The organism is Ruegeria sp. N11, from assembly GCF_056531525.1.
In genome coordinates this window covers 106305-121408 of record NZ_JBQFLX010000008.1, presented here as the reverse complement: position 1 = coordinate 121408, position 15104 = coordinate 106305, and the positions used below count along the sequence as shown (strand labels likewise).

Sequence of the window (15104 nt, the reverse complement as noted above, 5' to 3'; positions counted from 1 at the left end):
GATGCGAACCCCCTCGCAACTGACTATCACCGCGACAACTCAAGGCGCGCAGATTGACTACGTCAATGAAACCATTTTGGTTCACTCCGCAACTGGTGGCCCCTTGACCAGCGCCGACATCTTTGGGGCGGGGTTTGGCGGGCCTGACCATATCCCGGTCAATTTCGGCAATTTCGGCGGGCTCGTGCCTGACGGCTCGGGTGGCGTGCTGGGGGACATCACAGTCGACACACAGACGGCCAATCCTGCGCTGGCGGACGCAGAAATCAGGTTCACTCCAAACGGAGGTGGCACGATCAGTGTTTTTGCCGATGAGAACGGGCAATTTGATCTGGGCCTGCCTTCCGGCACGTTCCCTGGTCAATTCGATGTTGTAAAAAGCTATTCGACCGCCAGCGACCAGATAACCGCACTGGATGCACTGCAGGTTCTGCGTATATCCGTGGGGCTTGATCCGACCTGGGGGCCCGCCACGCCTGAAAACCTGATCGCGGCTGACATCACACAGGACGGAACGGTAAACGCTCTGGATGCGCTGGCGGTATTGTAGGTCGCTGTTGGTCTACCGACCACACATCCTGCGGAATGGGTGTTTCTGGACTCCGCTGCGGATCTTTCCGGGATTACCCCGACCAACGTAAACTATGTAACGGGCACAAACGCTGTCGCCGTGGATGGACAGTTTTCGGTCGACATGACCTCGATCCTGCTCGGCAATCTGGAGGCGGCCTGAAACCCGGCGCGATGATGCGCCTGGTTACTCGCGAAATGCCCGATTGAAATAATCGGCCATCGGCTTGATCAGATAAGACAGCGGCGTTCGTTCATCCGTTTTGATCATCGCCTCAACCGGCATACCGGGAAGCAGAGCTTGCCCGTTCAGTCGTTCAACTTCGCCGTCGTCTGGGGCTACCTCAGTCCGGTAGAATGTAAATCCAGTACTCTCGTCCATGAAGGTGTCGGCAGATACGTTTATCACATGACCATCGATCTCAGGTGTCTCACGCTGATTGAACGCCGGGAAGCGCAGGGCGACCTCTTGCCCGACATACAATTGATCAACATGCAGCGCATCCACACGCGCGGCAACCAGCAGCGGTGTGTTCTGCGGCACGACATACATCATTGGCTCACCGGGCTGAATCACCGATTGCAGCGCAAAAACCTGACTGTCATAGACTGACCCCGAGACCGGCGAACGGATATCCAAACGCGACAAACGCTCGGTCAAGGCCAGCCTGCGTTCCGACAGTTCAGACACCTGAGCCTGTACTTCACGTAACGCGGTGATCGCCTCCTCCCGCCGGGTGGCGGTGAGCTCGACGATCTGAATCTCTGTTGCGGCGATCTGACCTTTCAGGCGGGCCACCGATGCTTCAAGACGACCAATTTCACCGGTCAGGCTGGCATTTTCACGTTGAAGGGCCGACACCCGGCTGGCCTGCGTCAAACCACGCTTGAGCAGGTTTTCCTGATCCTCCAACTCGTTCTGGATCAGATCGACCTGAGTGCGCAGCGACACCAACTGAGCCTGCGTGCCTTCGATCTCACTTTCGATCTGGGTGATTTGTTTGCCCAGTTGCTCTTTCTGCTGGGCCATCGTATCGATCCGCGCCTCAAAAAGCCTTTGTTGGCCATCAATCAAATCTGAATCGATTTTTTCCTGTTGCTGAAGGGCGCTTAGACTGGATGCCAAACCGTCTGCGTTGCTTCCGTCGCGTTCAGCCTCCAGCCGCGATTTCCGCGCCAGAAGTTCAAAAAGCTGAGATTCGACAATGCTTTTTTCCGAGGACAAAAACGTATCATCCAGCCGCAGGAGCAAATCACCCTCGGCGACGACATCGCCATCCCGCACAAAGATCTCGCCGACCACACCACCGTCGGGGTGTTCGACGACCTGACGGTTGCTTTGGACTTCGATCACCCCTTGCGAGACGATAGCGCCCGCCAGTTCTGTCTGCACCGACCAGAGCCCCAGTCCGCCGACCAGGATGGTCAAAGCAGAGAAACCGACAAGCGCCGGAACCGTAATACGCCACGCCGGACGTGGATGTTGTTCAAGATTCGCCGCCATCAGCTGCCTACCTGATTGAATTTTCGTTTGATGGCTTCGGCGTTTTGCACAGCCGCGCTCAAAATCTCGTCCCGACTGCCGAACTTCACCACCTGACCGCGTTCGACCACGGCCAGATCATCGCATTCCGAGATCGCCTGCGGACGATGTGTCATGATGATCGCCCCCTTGCCCTCGGCTTTCAGGCCACGAACGGCGGCATTCAAAGCCTCGGTTCCGTCTGCATCCAGCGCAGAGTTCGGTTCGTCCAGAATCAACAGGACCGGATCCCCATATAGGGCACGTGCCAAGGCAATACGTTGTTTCTGCCCACCTGAAAGCTGGCTGTCATTGCCTTCCAGAAAGGTGTCGTACCCTTTTTCCAGTGTCAGGATCAGGTCATGCGCGTTGGCTTTCTTCGCAGCGTCAACGACTGCCTCGGGATCGGGGTTTTCGGACATCCGGGCGATGTTCTCGGCCACCGTTCCGTTGAACAGGGTAACCTGTTGCGGCAGATAGCCGATATGCTGCCCCAGATCGTCCGGATCATACTGATCCAGCGTAGCACCGCCCAACCTTATTTCGCCGCCAGCCGGTTGCCATAGCCCCAGCAGGGCCTTGGCGAGTGTCGTTTTACCCGACCCGCTTTTGCCGATAACTCCCAACGCCTTGCCCGGTTCCAGGCGCAGCGTGACATTGCGCAGTGTCGGTGTATCGGCACCTGGCGGAATGACGGTCAGGCGCTTGGCCTCCAATTTCGCTTTTGGCACCGGCAACTTGGTGCGCGGCATCTCGGGCGGGGTGGTGTCCAGAAAACGGTTCAACGAAACCCAGGCCGTCCGCGCCTGCTGGATCATCCCCCATTGGCCCACCGCCTGTTCCACGGGCGCCAATGCCCGGCCCAAAAGGATCGAGCCTGCAATCATCGCACCGGGCGACAATTCATTGCGAAGCACCAGCCAGGCCCCAAGCGCCAGCATCGCGGATTGTAAAAACAGCCGCAGCGATTTGGTCAGTGAAGTAAAGCTTCCAGTCCAGTCGCTGGCGGAAATGGTCTGTGACAATGCACTCGACCGTTGCCGCAACCACCGCTGGGTCACAGCCCTCTGCATTCCTTGCGATCGGACCACTTCCGCGGCTTGCCTGGCATGTTCGGAAAACGAGTTTGCCTGCGCCGATGCCCGTTGGGCTTCCGCTACTTTGTTCCGGGTCAGAACCTGGTTGAGCAGAGCAATGAATATCAGCAGCGAACCGCCACCAACGGCCAGCCATCCAAGCAAGGGGTGAAACAGGAAGATCGCGGCCAGAAACACCGGCGTCCAGGGGATGTCCATCACCGCCAGAAGAATGGGGGACGCGCATAGTTTCTGGATAATTTCGAGGTCCCGCAATGCCGTTGCAGGTGCGGATCTTGTTTTCGGATCAAGCGATCGCCGTAACGTGGCGTCGAACACCCGTTCGTCCAAAGCGGATTGGAACCGGGCCCCGAACCGGGCGACAATCCTGCCGCGTGCATAATCCAGCATGGCCATCAGGACATAGAGCAGTGCGACCAGCAGGAACAGCGCCGTCAGCGTCTCGACCGCGCGCGATCCCAAAACCCGGTCATAGACCTGCAACATGAACAATGGCCCGGTCAGCATCAGCAGATTGACAAAAACACTGAACAGAAACGCGAGTGCCAGGAACGTCGTTCCCTGATTGCGGGTATTGCGCAATTCGTGTCTGGGGGACGCAGACATTCTGAAATCCGGGTTCACAGTTCAAGCCTTTGCTGATTGCGGTACGCAGACGATCCCGTCTGCAGCGTCCGGCATCTTAGAACGTTGTCGCGGGGCATAAAATGCGCCGTGTCGATGATCGGCAAAAAACCTCTGACCAAAGCCATTGCAACCCCCTGGATGACTGGCGAGTCAAAGCGACTGCCTCTTGAAAGCCACTATGACGGCGTACGCAGGAAATGTCGAACCTATTGATACCAATTGCTGAATCTGTCGGGCTTTTTCTTTTTTGACACATCAACCCATCGAATTTGTGATGATCCAATAGCTTTGGTCCTGCATGTTCATTCTCAATCAGAATGCATGGAAAATCTCCGGGGCTTTGCCCCACAATATTTTGCAGGTCGAGCAACAGGTGATCGTTTAGTTTTGTCACGAATCGTGCCGTTATCCGACGAACGAGAAATGGTCGGATGACCGCAACCATGATGACTCAGAATATCTGACGTCTTTGATTTCGAGAAGGAATACCGATGAAGACGCACGCGCAGGCTGTAGTGATCGGAGGCGGCCTTGTTGGTTGCTCAATCCTGTATCACCTGGCCAAGCTGGGCTGGAGGGACGTTGTCCTGCTGGAACGGGACGAACTGACCAGCGGATCGACCTGGCATGCGGCGGCAAATATTCACGGGCTGCACGATAACAACAACGTCACCCGCATCCAGCATTATACAATGAACCTGTATAAAGAGCTGGAAAAGGAAACTGGACAGGGTTGCGGCGTGTTCCAACCGGGCTCGCTGTATCTGGCGCAGACCGAGAACCGTGAACACCAGTTGCGTCTGCAGGAGGCCAAAGCGCGGTTCTACGGGCTGAACTTTCACGAAATCAGCCGCGAGCAGGCCAAGGAGTTGCACCCACTGGCGCAGTTCGATGACATCCGTTGCATCATGTACGAACCCGACGGCGGCAATGTTGACCCTTCGGGTGTGACCCACGCCTATGCCGCGGGGGCCCGCGCAATGGGCGCATCGATCGAGCGATTTTGCCCGGTCATCGGGACGGAACAACAGCCCGACGGTTCGTGGATCGTGCGCACCGAAAAAGGCGACATCCATACTCAATGGGTGGTCAACGCCGGGGGCCTCTGGGGACGCGAAGTCGCGGCGTTGGCGGGGATCGAGCTGCCATTGCAGCCGACCGAACACCAGTATTTCGTGACCGAGGCGATTAGCGAGGTCGCGAGCCTGGGCTGGCGTCTGCCCTCGATCGCCGACCGGGATGGCGAATACTACTTCCGCCAGGAAGGCAACGGCCTGCTGATCGGAGCTTATGAAAAAGACATGAAGTTCTGGGCAGAAAACGGTACGCCGCTGGACTTTGCCCATGACCTGTTCCCCGATGACCTGGACCGGATCATGGAGAATGTGATCCGCGCCACCGAGCGTGTGCCGGTGGCCGCCACGGCCGGGGTCAAGCGGGTGATCAATGGACCGATGATCTGGTCCCCGGACAGCAACGCGATCTGGGGGCCGGTCCCGGAGCTGCGGAACTATTTCTGCTGCACCGGCATTATCCCCGGCTTCTCGCAATCGGGCGGTCTGGGCTTGCTTGCGGCGCAGTGGATGATCGAGGGCGAGCCGCAATACGACATGTTTGCCTGGGATCTGGCCCGGTTCGGCGACTGGGCGGACAAGAAATTCACCAAGGCGCGGGTCGAGGACCAATATACCCACCGTTTCGCCATTCATTTCCCGAACGAGGAACGCAGTGCCGGGCGACCGGCCCGCGTGCGCCCGGCTTATGAGATGCAAAAGGATATGGGTTGTGTCTTTGGCCTGAACTGCGGCTGGGAACACCCGCTTTGGTTTGCAGATCAGCCCGGGGCGGTCGAAACAAACGGTTTCACACGACAGAACTGGTGGGAACCGGTGGGCCGCGAGGTGAAGATGCTGCGCGAGAGCGTTGGCGTGATCGATATCTCGAACTTTGCAAACTACGTGATCAAGGGACCAGGCGCCCATGCGTGGCTGGACAAGCTGGTCGCCAACCGGGTGCCGACCCAGGTTGGCCGGTCCTGCCTGACACCACTGATCTCGGTGCGTGGCGGTGTGGCCGGAGACTTTACCATCACCAAGGTGGCTGACGACGAATACATGATGATCGGCTCGGGCATGGCTGAACGCTATCATCAGCGCTTCTTCAACATGATCGACCTGCCCGAGAGCACCACGTTCGAGGTGGCGACGGACCGGATCGCGGGTTTCAACGTCGCAGGGCCCAAATCGCGTGACCTTCTGCAGCGGTTGACCAATGCGAACTTGTCGAACGAGTCCTTCCCTTTCATGCGATCGGCCTCGATCGAGGTGGCAGGCGTGTCCTGCCTCGCGATCCGTGTCAGCTTTACCGGTGACCTGGGGTGGGAGTTGCACTGCGCCGAAGAGGACCAGATCAGGCTCTACTCTGCGCTGCTTGAGGCGGCGAAGGATTGCAATGGCGGCCCGGTGGGTGGCCGTGCGCTTGGGTCGTTGCGGATCGAGAAGGGCTATGGCTCGTGGGGTCGCGAGTATTCACAGGAATATTGGCCGCAGGAGGTCGGGCTGGCGGGCCTGATCAAGCTGGACAAGGATTTCCTGCACAAGGACGCCTATCTGGCCATCAAGGATAACGCCGCCCGCGAAGTTCTGTCGATCTTCGAGGTCGACGTAACCGATGCCGATGCGACAGGCGGCGAGCCGATCTTTACCCCGGACGGCACGCCAGTCGGTCGCGTGACCTCGGGCGCTTACGGCTATTCAGTCGGCAAATCCCTTGCCATCGGCTATGCCAACCCCGCTGTCGCCAAGCCCGGCGATACGGTCGATGTCTTCATTCTTGGGAAACCGCACAAGGCCAAAATCCTGGCTGAGCCGCCCTTTGACCCTGCAGGGCACCGCCTACGCGACACGGCCCCGGTTGTGGAAGAAGTCGGCGCATAACAAACAGTGCAGCTTGTTCCGGTCAGGTATTCATTTCAGCGGCAGCCTTCAAAAGCCAGTCCTGAAATAGCCTGACCGGAGGCGAGGCCGATTTTTCTTTGAGCTGCATGAAATAAGCCCATGGGCTTTCCAGCTCAAAGCTAAAGGGTTCAACCAATAATCCCCTGTTTACATAGGGCCGCGCCAGCGAACGGGGCAGTGCTATGCACCCCAGAGACTTGACCGCCATCTCCATCGCCAGGTTCGAAATATTGGTGCGCAAGCCGTCCTTTTGGTTCAGATCCGATAATCCGAAATGCTGCGCAATACGCTCCCAATAGGCGGGACGACCCAGTATGTGGATCAGTGACGCATCCTGCAATTGGGTGGGAGAGGTCAGGGGCTTTCCATCGACTAAAAAATCCGGGGCACAGACCACGGCCAGCTTTTCAACCCAAAGACATCTGGCACCTTCCGCCACGTCTTCAGCATGATTGATCGTCAGAGAAATGTCGGAAACATTTGCGCCGACATCGGTCCAGACGGTGCCATGGACCGTCAGATCGATATCCGGATGCACAGCATTGAAGCCCCGGATTACATCCGGCAACCAGTTTTCCGCCAGGCTGACAGGGCATGACACCACGACCCGCCGCTTGTGCGTGTTCAGAATGACGGATTGCGTGGCCACGTCGATTTCGTTCAGGGCATGGCGCACGGATGGCAGATAGGCCTCACCCACATCTGTCAGGGTCAATGACCGGGCATGGCGAACAAAAAGCGGACGATGCAAAAATTCTTCAAGCGAGCGCACGTGGTTGCTGACCGCCGACTGCGTACAGTTCAGTTCCTGCGCCGCGCTGGTAAAGCTCAGATGGCGCGCTGCCGCCTCGAACGAGCGCAGGAAGGTCAGGTGGGGCAAATTCATCATGGCAACGGTATCTCAGATGGGACGCAGAACCAAAGTGAAGCGCATACTGTGCACCTTCTTGTCCGTCAGCGACGCCTGAACGGTTCTTTTTGGTCCCGCAAAGATTGGAAAGTGTCGCAAAAAATCAAGGGCCAATGCCCCCGATAGTTTTCGTCCTGCCAATCGTAAACCCTGCTAGAATTTTCGGGAAGCCAAAAGAAAACGCCCGCAGGACACCGTGACAGACACCTTTCAAGCCGTTGCCGATTTCACACTGGGGCGCCAACCGCAGGACATTCCGGACTCCACTCTCAATGCGGCGGCTCTGATGCTGCTCGACACTTTGGGCATCGCCATCGGCGCTGGCCCCATGAAGGCCGGGCAAATCGCAAGAGACTGCGCGGCAGCCTTATACGGTGCCGGTGAACAGGGGCTAAGTGCACGCATGTTGTTCGATGGCCGCAGGGTCAGCGTGGCCGGAGCCGCTTACGCAGCCGCGACCCAAACAGACAATCTGGACGGTCATGACGGGTATAACCCGACAAAGGGCCATATCGGGGTCGTCGTGGTTCCCGCCCTGGCGGCACTGGCGGAAACGGTGCCCGATTTCTCGGGGCCTGAAGCGCTGACCGCCGTGACGATTGGGTATGAAGTTGCCGGACGAACCGGGATTTCTCTGCATGATACGGTCAGCGACTATCATACGTCGGGCGCCTGGAATGCATTGGGCGTGGTGGCGGTTGCAGCCCGTCTTCGCGGTCTGAGCGCTGAACAGATGCGGCAGGCAATGGGCATCGCCGAGTATCACGGTCCGCGCAGCCAGATGATGCGCGAGATCGCTAACCCGACCATGTTGCACGACGGCTCAGGCTGGGGGGCTTTGGTGGGTATTTCCTCGGCGGTACTGGCAGAAAAGGGCTTTACCGGCGCGCCTGCCATCACCATTGAGGCGAAAGAGGTCGCCCCGCATTGGCAGGACCTGGGTCAGTTCTGGCAGATGGAACATCAGTATGTGAAACCCTATCCGATTTGCCGCTGGGCTCACGCTGCCATTGACGCAACCCGCGCATTGATGCGCGAAAACAACCTGAGCCATCAGGATATCGCGGCCATCCACGTGAACACCTTCAAGGAAAGCGCCTGCCTGTTCCGGGGCATGCCGGATGATACGTCCAAGGCGCAATACTCGCTGCCTTTTGCGGTCGCCACAATGGCGGCACATGGCCGGATCGGTGTCGAGCACATCACCGGCGCAGGTCTGTCCGACCCGCTGGTGGCCAGCATTGTCGAGCGCATCACGGTTGCGGAAACCGCACGCCACTCTGACCGCTTCCCGCAAAGCCGCACTGCCGATGTCAGCATAACTCCGACCGACGGACAGGTGCTGAACTCGGGTGACGTACACGCGCGCGGCGGCCCCGAAGCACCGATGGATCAGGACGAGGTTGTCGGAAAGTTCATGGAATTCGCCAGCCCGTCGCTGGGTACAGAACGGGCCGTCGCCATTCGGGACGCGGTTCTCGGGCTCAACCAAGCCGGATCAAAGTTCTCGGACCTTGGCGCACTGATCTACGACGCTGCGAACCGCACCTGAATAGGGGCGAAGATCAAAGCCACTCGAACAACTGGCCTGGTAACGCATCGTGACGCGGAAGATTCAGGGCCCGCATAAGGCAAAACATCATTGCCTGATTGGGCGTCACCACTGGTTTGCCCAGCTTTTCTTCGATCCGGTCAATTGCTTCCACGGATCGCATGTCCGTGCAGCTGAGAACAATTGCCTGCGCGTCGGGATGATCGGCCTGACAGGCCAGATCAAAAACCTCATCCGGGGTCAGTTCACCCTGACCATAATTCCCCAGTTCGCGGCCTATGTCAGCGCAACGAACGGTTTCGATGCCGTTTTGAGACATGAAATCAATCGCCTGTGCATTGATTTCCCCCAGGTAGGGCGAGGAAAACCCGACTTTGGCAGCTCCCAGCGCTGTAATCGCCGCAATCAGTGACCCTGCGGCGGTCAGAGAAAGCGCGCCCGAACCGGATTTTATCTGCCGCGCAAGATCCGCGTCAAATGACGGGCCATGAGTCAGCGTGGCAGAAGTGCAACCGTATAATACCACGTCCGGCCGAACGCCTGCGATCATTCGCAGGTCGTGACTGATATCGGATGCGCCAAGATTTGCCATCTGGTCCGATCCCGGAATCTCGTCCACGTCGTACCCACCCATGCGCTGGAAATGGACGGTGGTGTCCGGCGGGCGCATCAATTCCATATCCGGTTCCAGATTGGTATTGGTGAAGGGCACAAGGACGCCTATTTTGGCTCGTCTACGCGTTTCGCAAATCATGATATCACCTTTTTTAGCACCGCCAGGCATCGACCCATGACCGGTGCCTCGCATATGGTGGCGCGCAGGCAGTCGCTCAGCCCATAGCCGCCCATTCCGCGCATCAACAGATTTTCAGCACGCAGCGCCGCATCAGCACGCTGTGCTTCTTCGGCCGAGGCAAAACGCAGCAGGACGAAGTTGGTGTGGCTTTCGGGAACGCTCAGGCCCATGGCGCGGCATTGATCGGCGAAGCGGTCGCGAATGTCGGCGGTTCGGGCAATCACGTCCCTCATATGCGTCTGATCGCGCATCGCGGCGGTTGCGGCGGCTTGCGAGGCGATCGATATATTGTTGGGATTCAGAAGCTTTCGTATCTCAGTCGCAATCGCCGGCGGGAAATACCCCCAGCCCACCCGAGCACCGGCAAGACCATAAGCCTTGGAAAACGTCCGCATGACCACGGTATCACCCCTGTCAGTCAGGGCAAAATTCCCGGCGGGGTCATTGACCTCATCAGAGAACTCGGCATAGGCCTGATCCACGACCAGCAGAACATCTGCGGGCAACCCGTCCCGCAGGCGCAGGATCTCGGAGTTCGGAATCAAGGTGCCCGTCGGGTTGCCTGGGTTGCAGACAAAAACGATCCGCGTCTTGCGCGACATCGCAGCAAGGATGTCGTCAACGGATACTGTCAGGTCAATTTCGCGGGCTTGGACATAATCAGCCTGCACCTGCGCCGCAGCGGACGAGACGAACGCATATCCATAGTCCGTACCGAGAACCCGATCGCCAGGTCCGGCATAAGCCCGGATCAGGCAACCAATCAGTTCCATCGAGCCGGCGCCGCATAACACCCGCGCCGGATCCAGCCGATGCACATCGGCAATAGCGGCGCGCAGTTCCGGCCACTCCGGATCGGGGTAGAGTGGCAAATCACTCATTGCAGCCTGTCCCGCCGCGATGGCAGCGGGGCTTGCAGGAAAGGCACTTTCGTTCTGGGCCAGCGAGATGGTGTCCGCGCCGCCGAGATCGGCCAACGCATACGCCGCCATCGCGCCTACATGGGAAACCGGGCGGATCATGACACAACACCGTAGGATTTGGCGCCGTCCTTGCTGATCAGGCCGCGTTTCAGATCCAGCGCAAGTGCCTGTGCGTCGCGTTCGGAGGGATCTCCGAAACCACCTCCGCCGGGGGTTTCGAAAATCAGATAGTCGCCGCCTTCGACCCGCAACTCGCCCTTGCCGGGAATGTCGCCTTCTCCGTCGCGGAAACGGATGCGCCCGGGTGCGCCTGGCCGTCCGCCCATACGCCCCAGGGCGGGGAACTTCAGCCGTTCGACCGAGAGGAATACGATGAAGGGTGCACCGTTGGCCGAGGTCATCTCGATCCGTTGACCCAATCCGCCGCGATACGTGCCTGCGCCGCCGGAATCGGGGCGCAGTTCGCGCCGCCAGATGGTGACGGGCGCCACGCTTTCAGTGATCTCGACCTGTGATCCGAATACGCCCGAAGGGTAAGCAGTGGCCGACAGGCCATCCGCGTGTGGCCGAGCGCCGGTGCCGCCATTATGTACCGGTTCAACCGCAAACTCGCGCCCACCGTCACGGGCCACTTCGGGGGCATGGCGCATTGGCAGGTCGAACATGCACGAGGCACCTTCGGCCGGCACCGCTTTTGGAAGCGCCTGATGCAGACACCCCAGCACCAGATCCGGCGTCACCTGTCCCAGCGTATGCCGCATGGCGACCGGCACCGGGCGCTGTGCATTCAGGATACAGCCCTTTGGTCCGTCCACGGTGAACGGTTCCAGCGACCCGGCATTGTTGGGGATGTCAGAGCCGACGATGCAACGCAGTGCGAACACTGTATAGGCGGTGGCATAGTTGAGCGGCACGTTGATACCCTTGCGCGAACAACCCGAGGTGCCGGTGAAATCAACATGCATGCCCGATTTGCTTACGGTCAGTGTCGCGTGCAGTTCCAGTTCGTTCTCGTAGCCGTCCATCTTCAGCGCGTTCCTGTAGACGCCTTCCGGTACTTCGGCGATTGCTTCGAGCGTACCACGGCGCGAGGTGTCGATGATGTAGCTTCCCAGCCTGTCCAGATCGTCGATGCCGAACTCGTCCATCATGTCGACCAACCGGGTCACACCCGCCTCGCAGCAGGCGATCAGCGCGTAGATGTCACCCTCATTTGCAATTGGCTCGCGGCTGTTGGCGCGGACGATGTCGAGCAGCAGCGCGTTCGGCACGCCTTCTTCGACCAGTTTGCAGGGCGGGATCAGCAGACCTTCGTCATAGATGTCCGAACCCTCTGGCCCCATGCCGAGGCCACCCAGATCGACCAGATGCGAGGTGCACGAAGTAAAGCCCACGACCTCGCCATTCTTGAACGCAGGCATCATCAGCAGAAAATCGTTAAGATGCCCCGAGGCGAGCCAGGGATCATTGGTCATGTAGATGTCGCCGGGCTTCATGTTCTGCACCGGGAAACGCTCGCGCAGATGCATCACCGCTTCGGCCATGGTGTTGATATGGCCCGGTGTGCCGGTGACCGCCTGTGCCAGCATCCGGCCGGAGATATCGAAAATCCCGGCAGAGATGTCGCCACATTCCCGCACAATGGGCGAAAACGCCGCGCGGATCAGGGTCTGGCCCTGTTCCTCGACCACTGCCAGCAGTCGGTTCCACATCACTTGCAGGCGGGCGGGAGAATGATCGGCAGTCATCATGCGCCTCCTTTCTGGTCCTGGAGCAGGACGAGGTTTCCAATGGCGTCCACATGCGCCGAGAAATCAGCCGAGACCAATGTTGTGGTCTGCGGTTCGGTGATCAGTGCCGGGCCATGTATCCGGTCGCCGGGTCTCAGGCTGTCGCGGGGGACAAAGCTTGCCTGCTTTTTCTGCCCGTCAACATCACAGGTGATGGGGCGCGTCTCGGAAGGTGTGATCGTGGTCAGATCAGGTGTTGTCGGAATATCCGTCACCTCGGCATCCGGCGTGGCAACGCGCACGGCCCAATTCAGAATCTCGATCTGCATCCCCGGCACAGGGCGGGAGAACTGCTTGCGGTATTCCGTTTCGAACGCCGTTATCAGCGGGCTGATATCATCCGCCGTTAAGGCACGGTCGGGCAGGGGAATCTCGATCTCGTGACCCTGACCGTTGTAGCGCATAAAGGCAGTGCGTTGCGTCTCGGTAAGCGCATCGCCTGCACCTTGTGCAACAACGCCACAGGCCTCGGCAATCATGTCAGCGAACAGGGTGTTGATCCCGTCAAAATCCAGCGTCTCCAGCAGCGAGTAGCGCGAGCGCACGATCTCAAAACTGACTGGTGCGAACAGGAAACCCACCGCCGAGCCGACGCCCGGATTGGGCGGGATCACGATCCGGCTGACCCCGGCCGAACGCGCCACACGGCTGGCGTGCAGCGGCCCGTTACCACCAAAGGCGATCATGGTGCGCGGACCCAGATCCTTGCCCGATTCCACGGCATGCATCCGGCCAGCGCTGGCCATGCTTTCATCGACGATCCGGCTGACCCCATCGGCCGATCCCGTCGCATCGGTGTCCAGGCGTGATCCGATCACACGGGTAAGCGCCTCTTTTGAGGCTTCGGCATCAAGCTTGATGTGCCCTTCGGCAAAAGTGTCCGGCACGATGTAACCCAGCGTGATGTCACTGTCGGTCACGGTTGGTTCTGTGCCGCCTCGGCCAAAGGCCACCGGGCCGGGTTCCGATCCGGCCGATTTCGGGCCGACGGTCAGTCGGCCCAGACGATCGACATCCGCGATGGAACCACCACCCGCGCCAATCTCGATCATTTCTATCACCGGAATGCGCACGGGCATGCCCGATCCCTTGATGAACCTAGCTGCGCGCGCGATTTCGAACTGGCGTGAGGTTTGGGGCCGGGCGCTATCAATCAGGCACAGCTTGGCGGTTGTGCCGCCCACATCAAAGGACAGAACATCGCAAATCCCAGCCCGCGCCGCGATGCGCGCGGCAAGGATGGCACCGCCCGCTGGTCCGCTTTCCACCAGTCGGATCGGAAACCGGGCGGCGGTTCGTACCGTGCACATGCCACCCCCTGCAGTCATCATCAGGATCGGGCAGGTCACGCCCTCGGCCTCAAACCGGGCGACGAACCGTTCGAGATAGCTTTCCATCAGCGGCTGGATATAGGCATTGGCAACCGTGGTGCAGAGACGGTCGAATTCACGCGCCTCGGGGCTGACTTCGGACGAGATCGAAACCGTCAAACCGGGACGTTTCTCGGCTAGCGCATCGCGCAGGCGCCGCTCATGGTCGGGATTGGCATAAGCATGCATCAGGCAGATCGCGACCGCCTCGGCACCGCTGGCGTCTAGATCGGCCAACAATGCATCAATCGCGTCATCCTCCAGAGGGATCAGCACACTGCCATCCGCCGCCATCCGTTCACGAACGGTCAGCGCCCGTTCGCGCGGCACCAGCAGATCGGGCTTTTCCAGATTGATGTCATATTGCGAGTACCGCCGCTCGTACGCGATCTCAAGGATGTCCCGGAACCCTTCGGTCGTCACCGTCGCCACAACAGCGCCGCGCCGCTCAATCAGTGCATTGGTTGCAAGGGTGGTGCCGTGAATGAACCCTGTTACTTCATTCAGGTCGTGCCCGGACTGTGCCATTACTCGCACCGCGCCCTCCATCGCGCCATCTGCCGGGTTCTGGTGCGTGGTCAGCGTTTTTGTCGAAGCCAGTATCGTCTCTTCACCGGATACCAGAACCGTATCGGTAAATGTGCCGCCAATATCAATGGCCAGACGCAGTCTTTGAAATGTCATGAAGTTTTCCGGATATGATCGTCACAGCGCAGATGAGCCCGGGCAGATGCCCGCGCTTCAGGCTGACGCGACCAGATCGCAACCGGTCGCGCGACGGTCCAGAGGGTTCAAGATGTGACTCGCTCTCATGCGATTGATCTTGCCGTCGCGCCAATGCTTCGACAAGCCGATTTGCGACAAAAGTTCTCGTTAGCGACATGCACTTGCTCGCTCGGCCGATAGTCGTGCGACAGAATTTTGTTTTGAAGCGGACCCCGTGGCCCCAGCAAAGGACTACTGAAAACCAAATAGCCAGCAACCTACACG

At 59.2% G+C, this 15104-nt stretch carries 11 protein-coding genes; 4 read left to right on the top strand and 7 right to left on the bottom strand.

What is annotated here, in order from left to right; all coding sequences use genetic code 11:
- Position 1: 1 nt before the first annotated feature.
- Together ACR0J8_RS10515 and ACR0J8_RS10510 are read left to right on the top strand one after the other, a co-directional pair.
- A complete protein-coding gene (locus ACR0J8_RS10515; RefSeq protein WP_480890057.1) occupies positions 2–550 on the top strand; it encodes a dockerin type I domain-containing protein in 549 nt (182 codons plus the stop codon).
- Positions 551–589: 39 nt separating this feature from the next.
- Positions 590–733, top strand: coding sequence for a hypothetical protein (locus ACR0J8_RS10510; protein ID WP_480524602.1), 144 nt, complete (start codon positions 590–592; stop codon positions 731–733).
- 24 nt (positions 734–757) lie between these two features.
- On the opposite strand, the gene ACR0J8_RS10505 is transcribed toward ACR0J8_RS10510, so the two are convergent.
- The gene (locus ACR0J8_RS10505; protein WP_480524600.1) at positions 758–2074 is read right to left on the bottom strand and encodes an HlyD family type I secretion periplasmic adaptor subunit; all 1317 of its coding nucleotides are present in this window, start codon (positions 2072–2074) and stop codon (positions 758–760) included.
- Positions 2074–3795 carry a type I secretion system permease/ATPase gene (locus tag ACR0J8_RS10500; RefSeq protein ID WP_170614065.1) on the bottom strand — a complete coding sequence of 574 codons (1722 nt, stop codon included), beginning with the start codon at positions 3793–3795 and terminating at the stop codon, positions 2074–2076. Before ACR0J8_RS10500 ends, ACR0J8_RS10505 begins: the two co-directional genes overlap by 1 nt.
- Before the next feature lie 512 nt (positions 3796–4307).
- On the opposite strand from ACR0J8_RS10500, the gene ACR0J8_RS10495 reads away from it, so the two are divergent.
- Entirely contained in the window at positions 4308–6752 is a 2445-nt protein-coding gene (locus ACR0J8_RS10495; RefSeq protein WP_480524598.1) for a GcvT family protein, read from the top strand.
- Between the two features lie 22 nt (positions 6753–6774).
- Here ACR0J8_RS10495 and ACR0J8_RS10490 read toward each other — a convergent pair whose 3' ends face one another.
- On the bottom strand, positions 6775–7662 hold the full coding sequence (locus ACR0J8_RS10490) for a LysR substrate-binding domain-containing protein (RefSeq protein WP_480524597.1): 888 nt from the start codon (positions 7660–7662) through the stop codon (positions 6775–6777).
- A gap of 217 nt (positions 7663–7879) precedes the next feature.
- On the opposite strand from ACR0J8_RS10490, the gene ACR0J8_RS10485 reads away from it, so the two are divergent.
- On the top strand, positions 7880–9235 hold the full coding sequence (locus ACR0J8_RS10485; protein WP_480890051.1) for an MmgE/PrpD family protein: 1356 nt from the start codon (positions 7880–7882) through the stop codon (positions 9233–9235).
- Between the two features lie 13 nt (positions 9236–9248).
- On the opposite strand, the gene ACR0J8_RS10480 is transcribed toward ACR0J8_RS10485, so the two are convergent.
- The 4 genes from ACR0J8_RS10480 to ACR0J8_RS10465 are packed head-to-tail and all read right to left on the bottom strand — an operon-like array spanning position 9249 to position 14798.
- Complete coding sequence (locus ACR0J8_RS10480; protein ID WP_480524594.1) at positions 9249–9947, bottom strand: maleate cis-trans isomerase family protein; 699 nt, start codon at positions 9945–9947, stop codon at positions 9249–9251.
- 38 nt (positions 9948–9985) lie between these two features.
- The gene (locus ACR0J8_RS10475; RefSeq protein ID WP_480524592.1) at positions 9986–11053 is read right to left on the bottom strand and encodes a pyridoxal phosphate-dependent aminotransferase; all 1068 of its coding nucleotides are present in this window, start codon (positions 11051–11053) and stop codon (positions 9986–9988) included.
- Positions 11050–12702, bottom strand: coding sequence for a hydantoinase B/oxoprolinase family protein (locus ACR0J8_RS10470; protein WP_480890048.1), 1653 nt, complete (start codon positions 12700–12702; stop codon positions 11050–11052). Before ACR0J8_RS10470 ends, ACR0J8_RS10475 begins: the two co-directional genes overlap by 4 nt.
- Positions 12702–14798, bottom strand: a complete 2097-nt coding sequence (locus ACR0J8_RS10465) for a hydantoinase/oxoprolinase family protein (RefSeq protein WP_480890045.1) — start codon at positions 14796–14798, stop codon at positions 12702–12704. The genes ACR0J8_RS10470 and ACR0J8_RS10465 overlap by 1 nt, the downstream gene beginning before the upstream one ends.
- Between the last annotated feature and the right edge of the window lie 306 nt (positions 14799–15104).